Here is a 21932-nt window from a genome sequence, read left to right as displayed (position 1 = left end):
AAATATTTAAGCTAACTTAATGAGCTTGTTATCTATGTTTTTTCCTAATTGAATATGGATTGTACGTCTTCCTTTATCGTTTAAAGACTTAAGGTCGCCTATAGCCTCAGCTAAACCCAGCGTTGCAAAACTATATTCCTCATCCGGAATTAATACATCTTCTTCACTTTCTCCGGTAAACAGAATATAAAGTCCTGAATCAGGGCCTCCTTTATGCAATTGTCCGGTAGAGTGAAGATAACGTGGGCCTTCAAGTAGAGTAGTAGCAACTTTAAAGCTATCTCTTATTTTTTTTCTCCACGATTGTAAAAGCTCTTTTCTTGATTCTGTTAACAAAAAATAGGGTAGTATAGCGATGTAGTCGTTTGCTTTGGCTTGCAAAAGAAATGTATGGATAGAACCCCGAATGTCTTCTGTTTCCCTTGTAGGAGCCGTGTTTTTTAAATCGCCTTTTGACACTTGAATTTTAAGTAGTTTCCGAGTATTCTCCTTACTTTCTTCTACATTGGGTTGATCAAACGGATTAATACCCATTACAATTCCTGCGCTGGCAACAGCTACTTCCCAACGATAGAATTCTCCTCCCAAATCTAATTTGTCATGCAGACTAATCCTTATAACCGGGTGTCCTGCTTTTTCAAGCAGGCTTATTTTCTTTGTATCTTCTGAATTATCATCCGAGGTTAATATGATATGTACAAATATTCGATCTTTTCCATAAACCTCAGGCGTACCAAGACTCTCTCCTTGAATTGGAATCAAACCTTTACCTTCTTTTCCTGTACTTTCAGCCAGTAATTGCTCAAGCCATAAACCGAAAGATTTAATAGAATTTGAGAGTACAAAAGTTACTTTATCACGACCAGCCTTTGAACTCAATCCAAGTATAGTTCCCAAAGATATCCCGACATTTTTATTAGCTGGAATCGTAGGATTACAGCTTGTTTGCATTCTTTGTGCACTTTGAAGAAGTGCTCCAATATCTATTCCCGTTAAAGCCATAGGTACCAAGCCAAAATCGGATAAAACAGAGTAACGACCACCCAAGTCAGATGGATTGACAAAGATCTTCCGGAATTTATATTCTTTGGCCGTTTTAACCAAGGCAGTTTCATTATCTGTAATGGCAATAAAGTTATTGCCAGGTTTTACTTTTCCTGTTGCTTTTAGTTTTTCAAAAAAGTATTTACAGAAGCTTAAAGTTTCCGTTGTAGTACCGGATTTTGAAGCCACAATGAAAAGAGTTTTAACCATGTCAATGTTTTTCTCTACTTCTAAAATCGCCATCGGATCTACATTGTCAAGAACTATCAGTTCCATATAGCCATCTGCAGTTCCAAAACTCTCTTTAACAACTTCAGAACAAAGGCTGCTGCCTCCCATTCCCAATAAAACCACATGCTTAAAACCTTCTGTTTTTATCTGCTGTGCAAAAGCATTCAATTCATCCAGCTTTTTCATCGAATCTTCCGGCAAACTAAGCCAGCCCAAACGTTCACTAATTTCTTTTATTTGTTCTTTATCTTTTTTCCACAGATTAGGATCCTGTTTAAACAAGCGTTTGCCAAAATGTAATTCATCTAAAGAAGCATAAACAGGTTTTGCATCCAAGCCAGCAAGAGCAATTTCTTGTGTAGGCACATGATCTCCCAATGCTTTTAATCTTTTTACCTCCAGGCCTTCTATAAGACTATTGTAAGAATCCATGAATTTTTGAATGCCTTCATTCTCAAGTTGCTGAGTTACAAACTTAAGATCAATATGCATTCTTTCTAGTTGATCGAATACCTGGTAGGCCTCTTCAATATTTTCTTCAATAGCATCCTTTTTTAAACTGCCATGATCGTTGAAATCTTCTATTGTTTCTTCTGGAAGCGTGTTAACTGTATCTTTGCCAATCAATGAATCAACATACAAAACATCCTTATAAAGTTTGTTTTTCGTACTTGTACTTGCCCATAAAACGCGTTGTATATTGGCCCCTTTTTCTACGAGTTCTTCCCAATCCTTACCCTGAAAGATCTCTTTAAAGCGTTTATAAGCTAACTTTGCACTGGCAATACCTGCCTTACCCATGAGTAGATCAGGACGCGAATCTGCGTCCGGATTATCGGATGAGATGATATAATGACTTAAGATCTGATCGACAAGAACATCAATTCTACTTAGGAAAAAACTAGCTACAGAAACAATGTTCGATAAAGACTTTCCTTCTTTCAATCTTCTTTTAAGCGCCCTTAGGTAGGCCAGAGCCACTGCTTCATAGTTTTCTATAGAGAATAGAAGGGTAATATTGATATTGACTCCCTCGTAAAGCATTTCCTCAATTGCTGGTACCCCTTCTCTTGTGCCGGGAATTTTTATATAACAGTTAACTCTGTTAACAGCTTGGTAAAGTCTTCTGGCCTCAATCATAGAGCCCTGTGTGTCTCTTGCAAGATAAGGGGAGACTTCTAAACTAACAAAACCGTCCGTACCCATTGATGCATCAAATACGGGTAATAATATATCGCAAGCATTCTGAACGTCGCTTACAGTCAGCGCTTCATAAATTTCCTGACTGGTTTTACCTTCTTTAGCTAGTTTTTCAATCTGGTTGTCGTATTCATCGCCACTGGTAAATGCCTTACTGAAAATACTGGGATTGGAAGTAATACCTCGAAGTCCCTGTTCTGTTACTCTCTCCTTGATTTCACCATTAATTATTTTTCCTCTTGTTAAATTATCAAGCCAATAGCTCTGTCCATAATCTAGCAAGCTAACTGTATTTTTCATTTAATTCTCCTTCATATTTATATCCTCTATAGCAGTTATTTTCGCTAATCTTCTTTTATGACGAGGCTCATCTGAGAATCTCGCATTCAGAAATGAACGAATAATGTCCTGCGCTAAGGCGATACCAACTACACGTTGGCCTATGCATAGAATATTTGCATCATCATGCTCTACAGATTGATGCGCAGAATAAGTGTCGTGGCAAACAGCCGCTCTTATTCCTTTAAATTTATTGGCCGCCACACTTACTCCAACAGCACTTCCGCAAATTAGAATCCCTCGCTCAGCTTCTTTATTTTGAAGAGCTTCCGCAACCTTGGCTGCATAATCAGGGTAGTCATCTTCAGCTATTTCAGTATAAGCTCCTAAGTCTTGAATAGAATAACCTTCTTCGGTTAGCATTTTTATTAAAACAGCTTTGTATGCAAAGCCCGCATGATCAGAACTTAAAACAACTTTCATGATTTCTTTTTAGTCATTTCCTTTACTTTTTGAACAACATGTTCAACCGTAAATCCATAATGTTTAAATAATTCCTTAGCGGGCGCACTCTCTCCAAATATTGAAATGCCAATTACATCACCCTCTTCGCCAACCCATTCTTCCCAGCCTTGTGCAGAGCCGGCTTCTACCGCAAGGCGTAACTTACAAACAGGGTCGAGTACTGAATCCTGATAAGTCTGCGATTGCTTTCTGAAAATTTCCCAGCTTGGCATACTAACAATGCGGGCATTGATTCCCTGATTGTGAAGTTCTTTTTGCGCTTCCAGAATAAGTTGAACTTCAGAACCTGTTGAAATTAAAATAGCATCAAGTTTATTTTCCTGCTCTTTCAACAAAATATATGCACCTTTCGATACCCCATTAGCATTAGAAACTACCTTCCTGTCAAAAATTGGCAACTTTTGTCGAGTCAACACTAACAGCGTCGGACCGTCTGTTTTTTCCAGTGCATATTTCCATGCCATCATTGCTTCATTGGCATCTGCCGGACGAATTACACACATATTTGGCATGGCTCTGAGAGATGCCAAATGCTCGACAGGCTGATGAGTTGTTCCATCTTCTCCGAGCCCGATTGAGTCATGTGTCATCACATAAATAACCGGCAACTTCATAATACAGGCCAGGCGTATAGCTGGTCGTGCATAATCTGTAAAAATAAAGAAGGTTGATGCAAACGGCCGAAGACCGCCATGTAAGGCTAATCCGGAACTCGCTGCACACATTAAATGCTCTCTGATTCCCCAAGCTATATTTCGATTTCCATAGTTTCCTTTTTCAAAATATCCCGAACTTTTAATCATGGTTAAAGTAGAAGGTTCCAAATCACCGCTACCTCCAATCAGCCAGGGTATTTCATCTGCGATTGCATTAATAAAGCTCGAGTTAATTTCTCGTGTTGCTTTAGGGCCGTCTTTCGGTAAATAAACAGGTAAATGCTTATCCCATCCATCGGGTAACTCTTGTCGTATACTGTTTTTTAATTGTTGATAAAGTTCCGGATGTTTTACCTGGTAGCTATCACGCAAGTTATTCCATTCTTTTTCCAATTGTCGTCCTTTATCTATCAGAGTATCCATATGCGCCTTTACATCATCCGGCACAAGAAATTTTGCATCTTCAGGCCAGCCATAAAACTTTTTAACCAGCTTTATTTCGTCTTCACCCAAAGGAGATCCATGCGCTTCAGGCGTATCTTGTTTATTGGGCGATCCATAACCAATATGCGTCTTAAGAATAATGATTGAAGGTTTATCCGTTACTTGCTTTGCATGTTCAAAAGCGCTGGATATAAGCCCTATATTGTTTCCGCCATCCGTTAATTCCTGAACATTCCAATGATAACTCTCGAAGCGTTTAGCTACATCATCTGAATAGCTGATTGAAGTATTTCCCTCAATCGTAATGTGATTATTATCGTATAAACAAATTAGTTTTCCCAATCCCAAATGACCAGCAATGGATGCTGCTTCATGAGATGCTCCTTCCATAAGGTCTCCATCGCTGCAAAACACATAAGTAAAATGATCAATTATTTTCTCTTCCTTATTATAAATTGCTGCAAGGTGAGCTTCGGCCATGGCCATTCCAACGGCATTCATAATTCCTTGTCCTAAAGGCCCGGTAGTGGTCTCTATTCCTGGAGTTAGTCTAAATTCAGGATGCCCCGGGGTTTTGCTATCCCATTGCCTGAAATTCTTTAGATCATCGAGTGAAATATCATAGCCACATAAATGTAGCATAGCATATTGTAACATCGATGCATGCCCGTTTGAAAGAATAAAGCGATCTCTGTTTAGCCATTGTGGATTTGTTGGATTAAAGCGAAGATGGTTCATCCACAATGCAAATGCTGCAGGAGCCAGTGCCATGGGTGTTCCCGGATGGCCAGAATTTGCCTTTTGCACTGCGTCCATTGCTAAACATCGGATGGTATTAACACATTTTTCATTTATGTTCATGAGAGTTTTATTAAGATTCATTATTTAAATTACAATTGTAATTATTTATTGTTTTTATTGTTGAACTATTCCAGACTTTCGCTGTAATCGCCCCGATTTGCCGCACTATTATTAGAAGCGCGATGAAGCAAAGCCTGTTGAGCGGCTTCGGTGTTTTCCTTTTTGCCGCCCCATATTTCTATTGCAGGGTATTGAAGGGCCCTTCCATAAGAAAAGCTAAGTTTCCAGGGTAGCAGCGGTCCGAAATTGGAATGCATTGCATTTAAATGTTGGGAAGCTAATTTGCCCGATTGTCCACCCGATAAAAAGGTAATACCAGGTACAGCAGCCGGAACAGATTCTAATAAGCAGTTGACAGTAAAATCAGCAACTGTTTCTATGTCTTTTTGTACCGGAGAATCTACACCCGGAACAATCATATTCGGTTTTAAGATCAACCCGCGAAGATCAACACGTTGTTTGTAAAGTTCATTGAACAAGGCATATAAGGTTTTTGCTGTAACCTCCCTGCATTTTTCAATGCTATGATCGCCCTCCATTAATACCTCTGGCTCTACCATAGGTACAATACCGTATTCCTGACAAATAGCAGCATAACGAGCCAATAAGTGAACATTTGCTTCAATACATCCCCAGCTTGGAATGTTCTCGCCAATGGTTATAACAGCTCGCCATTTTGCAAAGCGAGCACCCATGTTATAATAGTTAGCCATGCGTTCTCCCAATCCATCTAACCCTTCAGTGATTTTTTCACCGGGAAAACCAGGTAAATCTATAGTACCCAAATCTACTTTGATACCCACTAAGATTTCTGCTTTCGATAATATTTCTGTGAAAGGTATATGATCTTCTGTTTGTTGATGAATGGTTTCATCACTTAAGATTGCACCGTTAATGAAACGTGCTAAGCCAGGTGTAGTAATTAGTAATTGGCGGTAAGCCCGACGGTATTCTTCAGTCTGCGGTATATTTAATTTAGCAAAGAGTTTATTACAACTGGCAATGCTTTCGTCCATTGCTAAAATGCCACCATCTTTAGCAACCAGGGCGAGTGCTATTTCGGTAAGTTCTTTCGATTTCATTGATTTAATTAATGCGGGGAGTCCCGATCTCCTTTTTCTTTTTATTTAGGACATTTTCTTTTTTATAAACATTTTATACTTTACATTGTTTTGAAAATGCTTAGAATATCATGAATGTTTTATCTCCAAGAGTAATTTTCCTAGATGTCGGTGGTGTCCTCTTAAATAATGCTTGGGGGCATGAATCTAGAACAGTATTTTGTCAAAATTTTAATCTTAATTACAAAGAATTCGAAGTATTACATCAATTTGTCTTTAATTTGTATGAAATTGGCAAAATTTCTTTGGATGAATATATCGAAACAACAGTTTTTAACCATCCAAGAACTTTTGATAAAGAGGAAGTAAGAGAATTTATGTTTTCTCAGTCTGTTCTGTTACCCAATATGTTACAGTGGTTAATTGAATGGAAAGCGAAATATAAGATCCCTGTTTTTTCACTGAATAATGAAGGAAAGGAATTGAATAATTATCGGATAGAGAAGTTTGGATTGCATCGTTGTTTCGACGGCTTTATTTCTTCATGCGAAGTAGGCATGCGAAAACCTGACCCGGAGATGTATAAATTAGCGAGAGGTATTGTGCAGATGCAGCCACATGAATGTGCTTATTTTGATGATCGGATCATGCTAGTTAATGCAGCTGCAAAGCATGGCATTCATAGCTTTCACCATCAGGATTTTGAGTCGACAAAGAAGATTTTCGATAGTTTTACAATACAATCACACAATGAGTAATGAGTAATTCAGATAATAAAGAGTATGTATTAGGAATGATTGGTCTGGGAACAATGGGTCGAAACCTATTGCTCAATATGGCTGATCATGGATTCCCTGTGGCAGGTTTCGACCTAGACCCACAGAAGGCTGCTCAATTAGAGGAAGAGGGTGCTGGAAATAAGGTAAAGGGTTTTTCGACTATCAAAGATTTCGTTGCAAGCCTAAAAAGTCCAAGAACGATCATGATGCTTGTACCTGCCGGAAAGATCGTTGATAGTGTTATTGAAGAATTATTACCCTTAATAGATCAAGGTGATATCATTATTGATTCAGGAAACTCTCATTTTACCGACACCAATCGCCGGGTAGAGGATTTGGAAAGCAAAGGCTTTCACTTCTTCGGAATGGGTATATCAGGCGGTGAAGAAGGCGCACGCCGAGGCCCAAGCATGATGCCTGGAGGAGATAAAGTAGCCTATAAAGTAGTTGAACCAATTTTAGAAGCTATATCAGCTAAAGTTAATGGCGAACCCTGCGTAACCTATATTGGTCCGGGTGCATCAGGTCATTTCGTAAAAATGGTGCACAATGGCATTGAATACGGCTTAATGCAATTAATTGCTGAAACCTACGAGGTTTTGAAAAAAGGATTGAAGTTAGATAATGAAGCGATCCATCAGGTTTTTAAAGAATGGAATGAAGGTAAATTACAGTCATACCTGTTAGAAATTACACGAGATATTTTTGCTTTTAAAGATAAACAAACAGGTGAACTACTTTTAGATTTAATTAAAGATCAGGCAAAAGCAAAGGGAACCGGTAAATGGACCTCGCAGATATCAATGGATTTAATGCTGCCTATAACGGTGATCGATACCGCTGTAGCCATGCGTGATTTATCAAGATATAAAGAATTGAGAATTCAGGCTGCAGCCATTTATTCAAAGGATGAATCCAACGGGTTACAATCTGAAGATCAGCAGGCATTTATCGCAAAGCTAGAAGAGGCCTTTTATTTCAGCATGATTATTACCTATGCCCAAGGCATGCATTTATTGATGCAGGCATCAGAAGAGTACGCTTATGGATTAGATCTGGCTAAGATTGCTAAAATATGGCGGGGAGGATGCATTATCCGTGCTCATTTCTTAGACGCAATCTATAAGGCTTTTCAAAAACAACCAACTTTACCACATTTGCTGCTTGACAGCCAAATAGAATCTTTTATTCAGGAAAGTTTGCCATATATTCGTTCCGTAGTATCGAAAGCTGCAGAACAAGGCATCGCCATGCCGGCTTACGCAGCTTCCTTAAGCTACTTTGATACTTTACGGAGTGAAACTATGCCAGATAACCTTATACAAGCACAACGAGATTTCTTCGGCGCACATACCTATGAGCTTATAGGTAGCGAAGGAACTTATCATACTAATTGGGAAGAAAAATAATAAAACACGTTAAATATTAATAATAGCTCATGGCTTCAAAAATTGTTCACGAACAACCTACTATTTTCATTATTTTCGGTGCAACAGGCGACTTAGCCTGGCGGAAATTAGCACCAGCACTTTACAATCTATTTGTAGATAAATTCATGCCGCATAATTTTGCAATTATTGGAAATGCAAGAGCTAAAATGACGGATGAAGAATTTCAAGGCAAAATGCTTGAAGGAGTAAATCAGTTTTCTAGAAATGGAAAAGCAGATAAAACACTTTGGAAAGAATTTGCACAACACATCTCGTATCAAAGCTCTGATGTGCAAGATAATGCCAGTTATAAATCATTTGCCGATTTCATTGAAGCGTTTGAAACAAAGCATAAAAGTAAAGCAAGAGTAATTTATTACCTTGCAGTAGCACCTCGCTTTTTCCCGATTATTGCGTCTAAGCTTGCTGAAAACAATTTAGCGACCGATCCTAAGACTAGTAGAGTAGTTATCGAAAAACCATTTGGACATGACCTTGAATCGGCAAAAGATTTAAATGTTTTATTGTCGACTTTATTTCAGGAAGAGCAAATCTACCGCATCGACCATTATTTGGGAAAAGAGCCCGTACAGAATATCATGGCTTTCCGCTTTGCAAACTCTATTTTAGAGCCTATCTGGAATCGCAATTACATAGAGCATGTGCAAATTTCAGTTACTGAACAATTAGGAGTTGAAAACCGCGGAGGCTATTATGAAGGCGCAGGTGCGATGAGAGATATGATCCAAAACCACCTGTTGCAATTACTTTGTTTGGTTGCGATGGAAACTCCTATTAACTTTGAGGCCGATGAAATACGAAACCGTAAGGTGGATGTATTGCATGCCATGCGTAAGTTTGAGCCAGATGATGTTCAGAAGTATGTTGTAAGAGGACAATATGCAAAAGGATGGCTTGAAGGCGAAGATGTAGAAGGTTATCGCAAAGAAAAAGGGGTTGATCCGCAATCTAATACAGAAACCTTTGCTGCAGTTAAATTTTTTGTAGACAACTGGCGCTGGCAAGGCGTACCGTTTTATGTACGGTCTGGAAAACGGATGCATCAAAATACTTCGACCATTATTATCCAGTTTAAAGATGTTCCACATTGCGTTTTCCCAACTCAAGTTACCGACAATTGGCAACAAAACCGCTTGGTTATCAGCATTCAGCCCGAAATGAGCATCCGTTTGCAATTACAGGTTAAGAGACCTGGATTGGATATGGTTCTTAATACAGTAGATATGCTTTTCAATTACAAAGGAACCTACAAACACGGTGAGCCTGAAGCCTACGAAACGCTGTTGACTGATATCATGGAAGGCGATCAAACCTTGTTTATGCGTGGTGATCAGGTTGAAGCTGCCTGGGAATTGTTGATGCCAATCTTGAATGCATGGGGTAACCGTAAAAGCCTCAGTTTCCCGAATTACCAAGCTGGTTCTTGGGGGCCAGAGCTTGCTGAAGCTTTGATTGCTCAAGATGGTTTCCACTGGTTTACTCTGCCATTTGATAACGAATAATTAACTTATTTCATCTTAGTTTAAGCTTTATATGAGCCAAACTGTGAATAAATAGTATTTAAACAGTCCTTAAGCAGTCAATTTACCACTGCTTGAGGACTGTTCAACCACTGTTCAACCACTGTTTGACCACTGTTTGACCACTGTTTGATTAAAATAAAGTATCTTTAATTCTTTAACTTTGTTAGATTGTTAGAACTTGGCTTTTTAATTGATATTTTATTAAATGCATAATCATGAATAAACCGAATTTGAAAGTTTTTGAAACTGTTGATAATCTTCTTTTCTCATTGGCTGATTCATTTGTTGAGATCGGGAATGAAGCAGTTGAAGATAATGGCCATTTTAATGTAGTGCTCTCGGGAGGTAGTTCACCTAAGAAGCTATACGAATTGCTGGCGTCTCCGGCATATCGGAATAAGCTGGACTGGAGTAAGGTACATTTCTTTTTTGGAGATGAACGTAATGTCCCTGCAAATGATCCACAAAACAATGCGTTGATGGCGAGAAAGGCATTGTTTGAGCCTCTATTGGTTCCAGAAGCTCATATACACGCTATAGATACATCGTTAGCTCCGGATAAAGCTGCGGAGGCTTACATGGAAACCATTAAGAAACAATTTACAAAAAAACCTATTCATTTCGATTTAATTTTATTGGGTCTGGGTGATGATTCACATACAGCATCGTTGTTTCCTTATACAACTGTTTTGAAGGAGAAGGAAGCTTCTGTAAAGTCGGTTTTTGTTGATAAGCTAAATACTGATCGCATCACTTTAACAGCAGCTTTGATTAATCAGGCAAAACGCATTGCCTTTTTAGTATACGGAAAAGATAAAGCAGCAGCTGTTGAAACTATTTTTGGTGAAGTTCGCGATACTGAAAAATACCCGGCTCAGTTAATCCGTCAGGATAACCAAACTTCCTGGTTTTTGGATAAAGATTCAGCGAGTAAGATCATTGGCTAAATAGGTTTTTAGAACCAGTGCTTCATTGTGTTCTTCATCTTTGGCACCGTAAAGGAGCGTAACCGGATGCTTCCTGATCTGCTCTTTCAGTTGTGATACGGCATCTTTATTTTCTTGAAGTTCAGATAAGTAACGTTTTTTAAACTCTCCCCATTTTTCAGGGTCATGGTCGAACCATTTACGAAGCTCGGTGCTGGGCGCAATGTCTTTTAGCCACAGGTCAGCACCTGCTTTTTCTTTTGTCAGCCCTCTGGGCCATAGTCGGTCTACCAATATGCGTACACCATCTTCTTTATCAGGTTTTTCGTAGACCCTTTTGATCTTAACGGTCATTTTTATTTGATGTTTCTTGAATAACAAGGTACGTAACTTTTTGTTTAAAGGCTTGCTCATCCTTTCTTAATAAGAGAAGCCACCCTGAATGATCAAGGTGGCTTCTGCTATAATTGAAAGTAATTATCTCTTAGAAATGGAATTGGATTCCGATGCTAGGAGAGAAGAAGTCAGTTCCGATAGAGAAATCTTCTGAACCTTGTCCTTTGATTTCATTTCCATCAGCATCTTCCAATGTGTAGTGGTTATAAGATGCACCGTTTAATGCAAACTCAATTCCAATTTTCTTGCTTGGATAGTAAGCAAAACCAGGAGATAAAGCTACTCCGATGGAAGTAGATGATCCTGTTTTATCACCAACTTCTAAGTCAGCATCCGTTGCTTTTGTAGTTCCAAATGCCATTGGTACAGAAAGTTGTCCGAAGAATTTGAATTTTTCAGCAACAGGAACATAGTAACGACCGAAAGGAGAGATTACAAAAGCTTCTCTTTTGCCATAATTACCAGGGTTAGCAGATTTTGCTGATTGGTATCCTATGCCAGTACCGACTGCTATGTTATTATCTACGAAATAACCAACATTTGGAACGATTGAAAAACTGTGTGATGCTTTTGCATTATCTGCATCTGATTTGGAAGTGCTATATTGTACATTACCACCTACGATAAATTGACCTTTGTCTGTTTGTGCTTGAGATGTTAAAACGATACCTCCTAATAGTGCAATTGATAAGAAAATCTTTTTCATTTTTTTTGTTGTTATGTGTTTTTAAATAATTGAAATTATCTCATCGGCAATACATTTTTTGCCTTTTGATTAGAACAAATATCCTGCTAAATGGGAGGGTATACAAGGGTGGATTATCGGTTAGATTGGTCAATATGACTTATCTTGATAAGTTGAGAATTCAATGACAATTCGCGTTATAATAACAATAGGCCTAACATTCTTATTAAAAGAGTGTTAGGCCTATTGTTATTATTCAAGTCTGTTTTGTCTTAAAAGTCTAATTTGAAACGAGCTCTTACTCCCCACTCAGAAACGCCCGGATTATCCAGGTAAGAGAATCTTTTTACCAGATCTACCCGGAAGAGTTTGAAGATGTTGGCGATCCCTACACTACCTTCAATATAAGGCTCTTTGTTAAGTGTATAAGAGATTGGCATGCCGTTCTCATCTAATGGAAACAAGAATAAATTATTGTTTGTATTGTATGTTGGGTTGTTCTCATTTCTTAAGCTACCCCACAGTGATTTAAAGCTGAAAACCTCTCTGAGTTTTAGTTTTTTGATCAAAGGTATCTTGTTGAATAAAAAGCCATTCATATAATACTGAACATCGATGGCAGCATATTTATCACTCATAAATTCCATGAAGTTCATCAGGTTATAAGAGTTGAGCTGATATGCATAAGTTTGGTTTGCACGGTGTATGGTTAATAAAGGGAAAGGAATATTCTTTCCAAAGATATAGCCTCCTTCAGCAGTTACATCTGCATAACCCAATTGCGATAAGTATATACGTTTGAAAATGCTTCCACTTAATTTGTGATAGTTATATTCACCGTCCAAGAATCCCTTCATACCCATATCATAATTTAATGTAAAGATGGGGTATTTATTAAAGATAGGTGTGCGGTACAGTTTTCCTTGATAGTACTGCTCATTTGGTGCATAACGTATCTGGAAGTTTAACTCGCTGGTATTTAGTGATTCTACATTAACGCTGTTGCCTGCAGTATTTAACCGTTGGTACGTTAAGATCCCAGCCGGGGTTTGTTTCCATTTGGTAAATCCGGCATTAAATGATAAATGGTTTTCAAACTCGCGAACGTATTCTAAACGATAGATATCGTTATAAAGCCAACGCTGGTTATCACCACGTTTAAAGGATAACAGGAAGTTATCTTCCTGAACAAAGCGTAATTCTTGTCCGGGTATTTTTGTATCACGCTGGAAACTTGCTCGCAGGTAATTGCCTGGAAACTTGTAGATAGATCTCTTATTGAATGAGTAAGTACCGCTTAAAAAGTATTTCCATTTTTCATCTCTGAAGCCATAAGCCGCATAGGTTTCTGCATAGAAACGTTTATTAAACTCAGGAGTTGTTCTTCCTCCTATGCGTAATCTGAAACCTTCTACCGGGTTAAAGCTATAAAAAGTGTTAGCTGGTCCCATTTCAAACTTGCCGAAACTCTTATAGCCCGCTAAAACCAGGGTGCTGATATCCATAAACCGCCTGAAAGATTTGATGGTTTGAAGCGTATCGACATTTCTATAGATGGAAACTTCGTCAGCACTTAATGGGAGAGGGCGGATGTCATTCCAGTAATTTTCATCTTTCTTTTCTTCTACATTATAAGCGATTACTTCTGCCGGGCCTGAATAAATACTGTCGGGCTGCGGCTTGCCGAAAACATAGTTTTGATAGTCGACAGTACGCTCGCCGTACATTCCTCCACCTTTTTCTGTAATGGCGAATTCCATTGCGAGTGTACTTTTGCTTAAAGAGTAGCGACCATCATCATTCTTGTCGAATTCAAGATCGGCCTCTAAGCCGCGCATAAAATTAAGGTTGATATCGTTATTAACAGTTAAGTAAGCACCTTCTACTGCATAATTGCCTTCTAAAGTGATGTATAATTTTCCTTCAAATAACAGATCTGCTTTATTACGTGGAATAAAGCTTAGTTCCACCAGCCATGGATCATTGGTTTTGATGGTATCGGTAATAAAGAACTTATAGAAAGTAGGCGAATTATTTGCTATTGGACTCAATAATAGGTTGGTTGCAATAGAAATATTGTTGTCGTAGATATTGATATCTTCATACAGACGGTTAAAATAAGCAGATAGTCCGTCGTTATCAATAAATCTTGGATCAAACTCAGCCTTTTTATTCGCTAGTACATATTGTTTCTTCTTTTCCGGGTCTCCTCTATAATATACGTTTGATAGTTTCTCTTCCATATAGGCCGGAAGTGTAATTCTTCCTCCCATGTCGGTTGAATCCTGTTCGTTGAAGAGGAATTGATAGTTTTGAAAGATCTTTTTGTTCTTAAATTTTTCGCTTAGATTGCTTAGAGCAAAGGTGATCTTTTCATATTGTTCGTATTGAACGTATTCATGAGCGCCCATTTGGTTCTCGGCTTTATGCTCAATTACCTTTTTGATCAATTCAACAGCCGGATTATCGCGGTTTCTATATCTTCCTCTTTTTCCTGTAATTACTACAGCATCCAGCATATCTTCATTAACATCCATTTCGATGTTAATAACCTGATCTATGCCTGGTTTAACGTCTACTTCGACCGGAAGATAGCCGATAAAATTGAATTTTAGCTTAGTTTGGCTTCCTGATAGTTTAATTGTATAGCGACCATCATCATCTGCAGAAGTGCCGATGGTTGTACCAGGCACTGTTACAGTAACATAGGGAAGTGTTTCACCTGTTACGAGGTCTGTAATTATTCCTCGTACACTGGTGGTCTGTCCAAAAACAAAACCAGTTTGTAGAAGAACGAAACAGATGAAAGTAATGGATTTGAATATTATTGACTTTGTCATTGCATATTTATGCTTAACCTTGCTTAAAAATTCTGCAAGTATATTGATTTATTATATCATATAGGAATTGAGAGAAGGGGGATCTCGCTTTGAGATGCCATTACCCGGGTTTTACTTTTATGAACAAGCGATTGCCAAAAGCCATATCGTTGTGGAACCATAATAAGTAAATCTGCCTGAGTACGTTTTACTTCCTTCTTTATCTCTTCAATTATCATTTCTGATTGTATGTTCTTATAAGAGTGTGAAATACCTTCTAAACCTTCGCTTATTTGAGAAGAATTTTCGGATTCTGTTACATTATTTTCAAGTTTTCTTAAATTATTCTGAACGTGAAATATTTCGACTTCAGCATCCGTTAATTTGGCATACTCTTTAATCGTATTTAAAATCCGGACATTGATTCCTCTCAATACATCGCAGGCATATAGTATTTTCTTAATGGCTTTAAATTTAACTCCCATTGGCACGGCAAGTACCGGAAACTTTTGTTTCATGATTGCAGACGTTGTAGAGTTACCAAAAAGTTCCTGCTCTAATGAATAAGCAGCAGTACCCATAATAACCATTTCAGCATCGAACTTTAAAAACAGATTTTCCAATTCATCATTTAGCTCTAAAAAGCTTGAATCATATTCAACTTCTATTGAGTATTTTTCAGAAAGTTCTAAGGCTCTCTTCTTTAACATCAAACTATTATTGTCAAGAAGTTCTTTGAATACCGTTGCCGGTAAGCGAGCGTTGGACGCATGCAAGGGAATGTTAAATGAATTAAACAAAACAACCTTGGTCTGCGTATATTGTGCAGCTGCTCCAGCAAATTCCACAGCATTTTCAGCCTCTTTCGAAAAGTCTGTCGCAACAATTAAAGTTTTCATCAGAATAAATTATTAATGCGCTATTCACTTTTAATTGAATTAATGAGTGCTACGCAGTTGTTTTTAAAGGTGATGAAACTATCATGAGCGTTTATTTTTCTTTTTTGTGAATTATGTAAACTCATGATAGTTTTCATGGATATAAATTAATGCAGCATGTCTTTGTGGTCTTCCGGATTGTAGTTTGCCTGAAGTTCAGCAAGTTTCTTCTTGCCATAAGCTATTCTTGTTATTACTACAAACAGAACCGGTACTACAAATATTGCTAATATGGTGGCTACAGTCATACCTGATGCTACTGTCCAACCGATGGTTTGACGTGAAATTGCACTGGCTCCTGAAGAGAAAATTAAAGGAATAACACCTAAGATGAATGCAAGAGATGTCATCACGATCGGTCTTAACCTAAGTTTTACTGCTTCGATTGTTGCTGCAATTATTTCCATTCCCATATCAACACGTTCTTTTGCAAACTCAACGATCAGGATTGCATTTTTTGCAGATAGTCCGATCAGCGTAATTAACCCGACTTGTGCATAGATGTTATTATCCAGATATGGCAAGAACGTGAGTGCCAATATAGCTCCGAATAAACCTAATGGAACACTTAGTAAGATTGAGAAAGGTACTGACCAGCTTTCATAAAGAGCAACCAATAATAGAAATACTACCACGATGATCAATGTGAAAATACTAGCTGTTGCATCTCCTGATTCTTTCTCCTGATTACTCAGACCTGAGAAAGTATAGCTATAACCATCAGGCAATACCTGAGCGGCTGTTTCTTCTAAAGCAGTTAAAGCGTCGCCACTACTATAGCCAGGCATTGCTGCTCCACCTACTTGTATGGACCTAAATAGGTTGAAGTGATTTATAATAGCCGGATTTTCTTCTTTTTTATAAGAAACCATGGTATTCAAAGGCACTTCTGTACCTGATATATTTGGAACATACAGGTTGTTTAAGCTTTCAATAGAACTTCTATAATTCGTATCGGCTTGTGCTACCACTCTGAAGTTACGTCCGTACCGGGTAAAGTCATTGATATAGCTACTACCGAAATTAGAGGCGATGGTGCTATATACGCTACCAATCGATACACCCATTTTCTTAACCTGATCGCGGTTTACGCTTACCCGGTAACTAGGTGTTCTTGGATTGAAAAGTGTATAAGCCATGCCAATTTCAGGTCTTTGATTAGCAGCACCCAGGAATTGACCTATAACACCTGCAAAGTTATTGATATCGCCAGCCTGGTGTTCTTGAATTTCTAAGGTAAAACCACCACTTATACCTAATCCGGGAATAGGAGGGGGTTGTACAGCTTGAACGCTTCCGTCTTTGTCGTTTGCGAACTCTTGAGAGACGTTGGTTATTATATCAACGACTCCTCTTTCTCTTTGTTCCCATGGTTTTAACTGAACAAAGAATGTTGCTGCATTTGATACAAATGCACCACTTAACAGGTTGATACCTGTGATGGAAGTTACGTTTTCTATTTCAGGGTTCTTTTCACGAATAGTTTCGGATACACGATCAACGAAAGCTTGCGTACGAACGGTCGACGAGTTTTCGGGAAGTGAAGCACCAATAATAAATATACCTGCATCTTCAGAAGGAATAAATCCAGAAGGTTTTGCTGCAAATAAAGCGAGTGTGCCTACATAGATACAGATTAGGAATACAATTACCAATGGCGATCTTTTTAAACACCACCTAACATTCTCTGAATATTTAGAAGTAACTCTGGCAAACCAGGTGTTAAACTTATAGAACATTCCGCTTAATCCCTTCGATTCTTTATTTAAGGTAGTTGGTCTTAGTAAAAGTGCACAAAGAGCAGGTGTTAAAGAAAGAGCCACGAATGCAGAGATCAATACTGAGATTGCGATTGTAATTGCAAACTGTTGGTATAATTGACCTACCATTCCGGGGATAAAGCCCACTGGTATAAATACGGCTGCTAGTATTAAAGCAATTGCTATTACCGGAGCAGAGATATCCTTCATGGCCTTTTTCGTTGCCTTTTTAGGTGAGAAACCCTGATCAATGTAATGCTGGACGGCCTCTACGACGACGATGGCATCATCTACCACGATACCAATTGCCAGTACGAAACCAAACATGGTTAGAACGTTAATTGAGAAGCCCAGTAGAGTAAAGAAGATAAACGTACCAATAATAGATACCGGAATAGCTAAAACCGGAATTAAAGTTGCTCTCCAGCTTTGAAGGAAGATAAATACTACCAGAGTAACCAAAAGTATGGCTTCAATAAGAGTTTTAACAACCGAATTGATGGAGGCGTTTACTACCGATACGGTTTCGTAACCAATTACATAATCTATATCATTTGGAAATGAAGCTTTTAATTCGTCAAGTGCTTTGTAGATACCATCGGCAGTTTCAACAGCATTACCTCCCGGGGTTTGATAGATACCCATCATGGCAGATGTTTTTCCGTTTACTTTAGCAGCAATGTTATAGGCAAATTGACCTAATTCTACACGAGCAATGTCTTTTAAATAAACTGCTGATCCGTCTGGATTAGTTTTTACGATAATTTCTCTGAACTCTTCTTCGGTACTAAGAGCACCATCTAAGATTACAGAATATTCGAAGGTTTGGTTGCTCTGTTGTGGGGCGCCACCTACGCTACCTCCTGGAATACGTGTATTTTGCTCTTGAACGGCTGCTGTTACCTGTGCCGGCGTAATTCCAAGACTTGCCATTTTGGTTGCATCCATCCAAATACGCATACTAAAAGGCTGTCCGAATGCCATTACATCCCCAACTCCGGGAACACGCAGCATCGCATCTTTTACATAGATGTTTACATAATTTGCAAGAAACTGTTCGTCGTAAGTTCCATTTGGAGAAACCAGACCCAGTACCATTAGCATATCTGTATTGGCCTTTTTGGTTGTAACACCCAGACGCCTTACAGGTTCTGGCAAGGAAGGTTCTGCAATTCCTACTCTATTCTGAACATCCAGTGCTGCAATATCAATGTCGGTTCCTACTTCAAAAGTTACTGTAATGGTTGAACGGCCATCGGCAGTACTTGAGGAACTTATGTATTTCATTCCCGGCGTACCGTTGATCTGACTTTCAATAGGTGTGGTAACTGTTTGTTCTACGGTTTGAGCATCGGCACCTGTATAGGTCGCTGATACTGTAACAGTAGGAGGAGCAATAGTTGGGTATTGACTGATTGGCAGACCTGTTAAAACGATGGTACCAACCAAGACAATTAGTATAGAGATAACGATGGCCATGGCCGGTCGTCTGATAAAAATTTCTGATATCATATTCTTTGTGAATTAAATAAGACTAGTTTGTTGCAGCTGCAGTATCTGGTGTAACTTGAATGGTTGCACCCGGACGGAGTTTCATGGTTCCTTCAGAAACAATTACTTCCCCTTCATTTAAACCTTCTGTAACTACAATTTGGTCTTGAACTGTACTTCCCGTTTGTATAATCCGCTGCTCCACTTTACTGCTGTCGCCCACCACAAATACAGAGTATTTGCCGAGTTGTTCGGTTACTGCTTTATGCGGTATAACTATTTGAGGAACGCTTGATTTGTTTAAAACCTTCACATTGCAAGTCATTCCTGAGACTAAAATGCCGGAAGGATTTGGATAGCTGATCCTTACTTTAATAGTTCCTGTACCTGGATCAACAGCTCTGTCGATAGCAACAATGCTGCCATTTAGTGAATACGAAATGCCATTTTGCTCGATGCTAAAGATAGAATCGCTGATGCTTTGAGCCGGGTTTTTCTGCAACTCTAAGAATCGTTGTATATCTTTCTGATTAACGGATATATCAACTGCCATTGGATTATCTGTTGATACAGTATTTAATAATGTTGTTCCCGGACTAACAAGAGCACCTAATTTTACCTGCGAAATCCCGATCGTTCCTGTTAAAGGAGATGTGATTATCGAACGATTTAAATTAGCTTGTGCTGTTGCAAGGCTAGCTTGAGCGGCTGCTACTTGTGAAGATGCATTTGCTAGGTCTGTTAAAGCATAGTCGACACGTTGTTTAGCAATCGCTTCTTTTTCTGCCAAAGCTGTATAGCGTTGAGCATCTTTTTCTGCTTTGGCTTTATTAGCTAGTGCAACTTCTAAATTTGCTTTAGCAGAGTTGTAAGCCGCCTGATAATTGGTGCGATCAATCTCATATAGACGTTGCCCTTTTGTTACTTTTTGACCATCTTTAACATAGATAGCTGTAATGTAACCACCAACTTCTGCACGAAGCTCAACTTCATTTAAAGCAACTACAACTCCGGGATATTCATCGGTTGTTGTTACATTTTCCTTTTCAACGGTGTAAGTAGAAACAGCTGTTGGAGGAGGAGCAGTTTGTTGAGCCTGTTGTTCTGAACCTCCGCAAGCTGCAAGAAGTATAGAACCTGTTAATATTGTAAAACCTGATTTTATTGAGTTGAGATTCATTGCTATATGTTATTGATTTAATGAAATGGTGCCTAATGCTTGTTGTACGTCTAGTTTTGCTGAAAGTAAGCTGTATAATGTATTTAGATAATTTAGCTGAGCCGTTCTAAGATCGGTTTCAGAGGTCATTAGATCTAAATATGCTTTTATACCTTCATCATATTGTAATTTAATGGTGTTGTAAACTTCTTCTGAGATCTCAACATTTTCTTTTGCTGTTCTCCAGTCGTTTAAGTTTGCTTTGTAAGAAGCCATGGCTTGTTCGTATTGGCTATTGATTTGATTTTTGGTATTGATCAGATCTAAGTCGATGCGCTCTTCGAGAAGTTGTGATTTCTTAATTTCCTGAATTCGTTTTGTTCCCTGAAAGATTGGAATAGACAACCTTAATCCAACAATGGATCCTGGATAAGATTGATCATATAGATTTCCAAAATCGTTGTTATTAAAAGCCCAGCTATAATTAACAAAACCCGATAGGCTTGGTAAGAACTGTAACTTATTATAGTTGGTATTGATTTGTTGAAGTTGTTTTTGAGTTTGAAGCTCGCGGAATTCAACCCGATTTTGATAATTCAGTATATCGGTCGTATCTAACAATACATTTTGTTCCATTTCTTGTCCGTTGAACGATAAGCTTAAGTCTTTATCTGCATCGTAGCCTATAAGTGCTTTTAAGTAAGCATATTTATATTTCAAAAGCTCTTCTGTTCTTCTTAGATCTGCTTTTGAATTGCTTAAGCTAATTTGAGCACGTTGAAAATCAGTTTTATCTACTAAACCAACTTCGTATTGTGCTTTTGCGTCTTGGAATTGCTTTTCTAAGCGATTGATATTTTCAGAAACTATTTTAAGCTGTTCCTGGCTTGTTAAAATATCGTAATAAGCTTTACTTACACCGACAATGGTATTGATGACTTGCTTTTCAGTATTTAAATCATACTGCTGACGGTAGTATTTAACCGATTTAGAAGCTTGGATTAGTCCGGCGTCTAAGATTTTTTGATCAGCCTGCAAAGTAATATTGGATGAGTTTTTAGAACCCATACTTATATAGGAGGTCTCCCCACCAATGGTAAGCGGACTAACTTGTTGCTTTAATGTATGATTAAGATCAGCATTTGCCGTGATCTGCGGTAACCAACCCGAAAGAGCTGAATTGATATCGCGTTCTCCAATCTCTTCATCGATTAAAGCTTGTTTAATTTCAGGTTTGTTTTTTAAGGCATATTCTACAAGTTGTGGTAGCGTTGCATTTTGAAGAGTTGGGCTGTTGACTTGTGCTTGCGCCAGACCGGGTAATAGAAGTGCAATTAGTCCTATATATACGAAGATTTCTTTACGATTTTTCATTAATATGATTTGTTTCTTTAGATGTAATGAGACTATAAACTACTAGCCTTCCTATATTGTTTTGCTAAAAATGAAGCGCAAAGAACGCTAAAAATCAAAATTAAAAAAAGGCTTGCTTGTCGGTTGTTTTGGTCTATTTGACTTATTTTAACTAAAATTAGTTTCGGGTGACATAGGAGAAATAGACTATAATTGAAAAAATAAGTTATATAGACCAACTTATACGAATTATCAACCTTTTAGTGGAAAAGTTAGTTGATATCTTTGCACCTAAAAAAGAGTATAATAGTTAATTATATTAATGATTGGGTAAAAGTAATGAAAATTAAC

The 21932-nt window shown here is 38.2% G+C and carries 15 protein-coding genes; 4 read left to right on the top strand and 11 right to left on the bottom strand.

The window, feature by feature from the left end; genetic code table 11:
- Window positions 1-6: 6 nt before the first annotated feature.
- The 4 genes from C8N28_RS11980 to C8N28_RS11965 all read right to left on the bottom strand — a co-directional run bounded on the left by C8N28_RS11980 (window position 7) and on the right by C8N28_RS11965 (window position 6322).
- Window positions 7-2775 (bottom strand): bifunctional transaldolase/phosoglucose isomerase, encoded by a 2769-nt coding sequence (locus tag C8N28_RS11980; protein WP_132225235.1) that lies wholly within the window; start codon window positions 2773-2775, stop codon window positions 7-9.
- The gene (gene rpiB, locus C8N28_RS11975; RefSeq protein ID WP_132225233.1) at window positions 2776-3237 is read right to left on the bottom strand and encodes a ribose 5-phosphate isomerase B; all 462 of its coding nucleotides are present in this window, start codon (window positions 3235-3237) and stop codon (window positions 2776-2778) included.
- Window positions 3234-5240 carry a transketolase gene (gene tkt, locus C8N28_RS11970; protein ID WP_221410235.1) on the bottom strand — a complete coding sequence of 669 codons (2007 nt, stop codon included), beginning with the start codon at window positions 5238-5240 and terminating at the stop codon, window positions 3234-3236. The genes rpiB and tkt overlap by 4 nt, the downstream gene beginning before the upstream one ends.
- A gap of 65 nt (window positions 5241-5305) precedes the next feature.
- The gene (locus C8N28_RS11965) at window positions 5306-6322 is read right to left on the bottom strand and encodes a class I fructose-bisphosphate aldolase (protein ID WP_132225229.1); all 1017 of its coding nucleotides are present in this window, start codon (window positions 6320-6322) and stop codon (window positions 5306-5308) included.
- A gap of 110 nt (window positions 6323-6432) precedes the next feature.
- Between C8N28_RS11965 and C8N28_RS11960 the strand changes: the two genes are divergently transcribed.
- The 4 genes from C8N28_RS11960 (at window position 6433) to pgl (ending at window position 11001) form a co-directional block, all read left to right on the top strand.
- Window positions 6433-7059 carry an HAD family hydrolase gene (locus C8N28_RS11960; RefSeq protein WP_132225227.1) on the top strand — a complete coding sequence of 209 codons (627 nt, stop codon included), beginning with the start codon at window positions 6433-6435 and terminating at the stop codon, window positions 7057-7059.
- Window positions 7059-8489, top strand: coding sequence for an NADP-dependent phosphogluconate dehydrogenase (gndA, locus tag C8N28_RS11955; protein ID WP_132225225.1), 1431 nt, complete (start codon window positions 7059-7061; stop codon window positions 8487-8489). The genes C8N28_RS11960 and gndA overlap by 1 nt, the downstream gene beginning before the upstream one ends.
- A gap of 29 nt (window positions 8490-8518) precedes the next feature.
- Window positions 8519-10033 (top strand): glucose-6-phosphate dehydrogenase, encoded by a 1515-nt coding sequence (gene zwf / locus C8N28_RS11950; RefSeq protein WP_132225223.1) that lies wholly within the window; start codon window positions 8519-8521, stop codon window positions 10031-10033.
- Between the two features lie 236 nt (window positions 10034-10269).
- Entirely contained in the window at window positions 10270-11001 is a 732-nt protein-coding gene (gene pgl, locus C8N28_RS11945) for a 6-phosphogluconolactonase (protein ID WP_132225221.1), read from the top strand.
- Here pgl and C8N28_RS11940 read toward each other — a convergent pair.
- From C8N28_RS11940 to C8N28_RS11910, 7 genes are all read right to left on the bottom strand, one after another.
- Entirely contained in the window at window positions 10978-11334 is a 357-nt protein-coding gene (locus C8N28_RS11940; RefSeq protein WP_132225812.1) for a DUF488 domain-containing protein, read from the bottom strand. The genes pgl and C8N28_RS11940 overlap by 24 nt on opposite strands.
- 130 nt (window positions 11335-11464) lie before the next feature.
- On the bottom strand, window positions 11465-12082 hold the full coding sequence (locus C8N28_RS11935; RefSeq protein WP_132225219.1) for an outer membrane beta-barrel protein: 618 nt from the start codon (window positions 12080-12082) through the stop codon (window positions 11465-11467).
- Between the two features lie 251 nt (window positions 12083-12333).
- The gene (locus tag C8N28_RS11930; RefSeq protein WP_132225217.1) at window positions 12334-14901 is read right to left on the bottom strand and encodes a DUF5686 and carboxypeptidase-like regulatory domain-containing protein; all 2568 of its coding nucleotides are present in this window, start codon (window positions 14899-14901) and stop codon (window positions 12334-12336) included.
- 56 nt (window positions 14902-14957) lie between these two features.
- Window positions 14958-15779: a universal stress protein gene (locus tag C8N28_RS11925; protein WP_132225215.1), complete on the bottom strand. Its 822-nt coding sequence runs from the start codon at window positions 15777-15779 to the stop codon at window positions 14958-14960.
- Between the two features lie 146 nt (window positions 15780-15925).
- The gene (locus tag C8N28_RS11920; RefSeq protein ID WP_132225213.1) at window positions 15926-19090 is read right to left on the bottom strand and encodes an efflux RND transporter permease subunit; all 3165 of its coding nucleotides are present in this window, start codon (window positions 19088-19090) and stop codon (window positions 15926-15928) included.
- A 22-nt stretch (window positions 19091-19112) separates the two neighbouring features.
- Window positions 19113-20249: an efflux RND transporter periplasmic adaptor subunit gene (locus C8N28_RS11915; RefSeq protein WP_132225211.1), complete on the bottom strand. Its 1137-nt coding sequence runs from the start codon at window positions 20247-20249 to the stop codon at window positions 19113-19115.
- 9 nt (window positions 20250-20258) lie between these two features.
- Window positions 20259-21602: a TolC family protein gene (locus C8N28_RS11910; RefSeq protein ID WP_132225209.1), complete on the bottom strand. Its 1344-nt coding sequence runs from the start codon at window positions 21600-21602 to the stop codon at window positions 20259-20261.
- Window positions 21603-21932 lie beyond the last annotated feature (330 nt).

The organism is Albibacterium bauzanense, from assembly GCF_004339765.1.
Lineage (GTDB): Bacteria > Bacteroidota > Bacteroidia > Sphingobacteriales > Sphingobacteriaceae > Albibacterium > Albibacterium bauzanense.
This window is presented reverse-complemented; position numbering and strand designations above follow the sequence as displayed.

Coding starts and splice junctions, on each gene's coding strand:
- C8N28_RS11980 (WP_132225235.1), bottom strand. CDS start 2,775: ATGAAAAATACAGTTAGCTTGCTAGATTATGGACAGAGCTATTGGCTT.
- rpiB (WP_132225233.1), bottom strand. CDS start 3,237: ATGAAAGTTGTTTTAAGTTCTGATCATGCGGGCTTTGCATACAAAGCT.
- tkt (WP_221410235.1), bottom strand. CDS start 5,240: ATGAACATAAATGAAAAATGTGTTAATACCATCCGATGTTTAGCAATG.
- C8N28_RS11965 (WP_132225229.1), bottom strand. CDS start 6,322: ATGAAATCGAAAGAACTTACCGAAATAGCACTCGCCCTGGTTGCTAAA.
- C8N28_RS11960 (WP_132225227.1), top strand. CDS start 6,433: ATGAATGTTTTATCTCCAAGAGTAATTTTCCTAGATGTCGGTGGTGTC.
- gndA (WP_132225225.1), top strand. CDS start 7,059: ATGAGTAATTCAGATAATAAAGAGTATGTATTAGGAATGATTGGTCTG.
- zwf (WP_132225223.1), top strand. CDS start 8,519: ATGGCTTCAAAAATTGTTCACGAACAACCTACTATTTTCATTATTTTC.
- pgl (WP_132225221.1), top strand. CDS start 10,270: ATGAATAAACCGAATTTGAAAGTTTTTGAAACTGTTGATAATCTTCTT.
- C8N28_RS11940 (WP_132225812.1), bottom strand. CDS start 11,334: ATGACCGTTAAGATCAAAAGGGTCTACGAAAAACCTGATAAAGAAGAT.
- C8N28_RS11935 (WP_132225219.1), bottom strand. CDS start 12,082: ATGAAAAAGATTTTCTTATCAATTGCACTATTAGGAGGTATCGTTTTA.
- C8N28_RS11930 (WP_132225217.1), bottom strand. CDS start 14,901: ATGACAAAGTCAATAATATTCAAATCCATTACTTTCATCTGTTTCGTT.
- C8N28_RS11925 (WP_132225215.1), bottom strand. CDS start 15,779: ATGAAAACTTTAATTGTTGCGACAGACTTTTCGAAAGAGGCTGAAAAT.
- C8N28_RS11920 (WP_132225213.1), bottom strand. CDS start 19,090: ATGATATCAGAAATTTTTATCAGACGACCGGCCATGGCCATCGTTATC.
- C8N28_RS11915 (WP_132225211.1), bottom strand. CDS start 20,249: ATGAATCTCAACTCAATAAAATCAGGTTTTACAATATTAACAGGTTCT.
- C8N28_RS11910 (WP_132225209.1), bottom strand. CDS start 21,602: ATGAAAAATCGTAAAGAAATCTTCGTATATATAGGACTAATTGCACTT.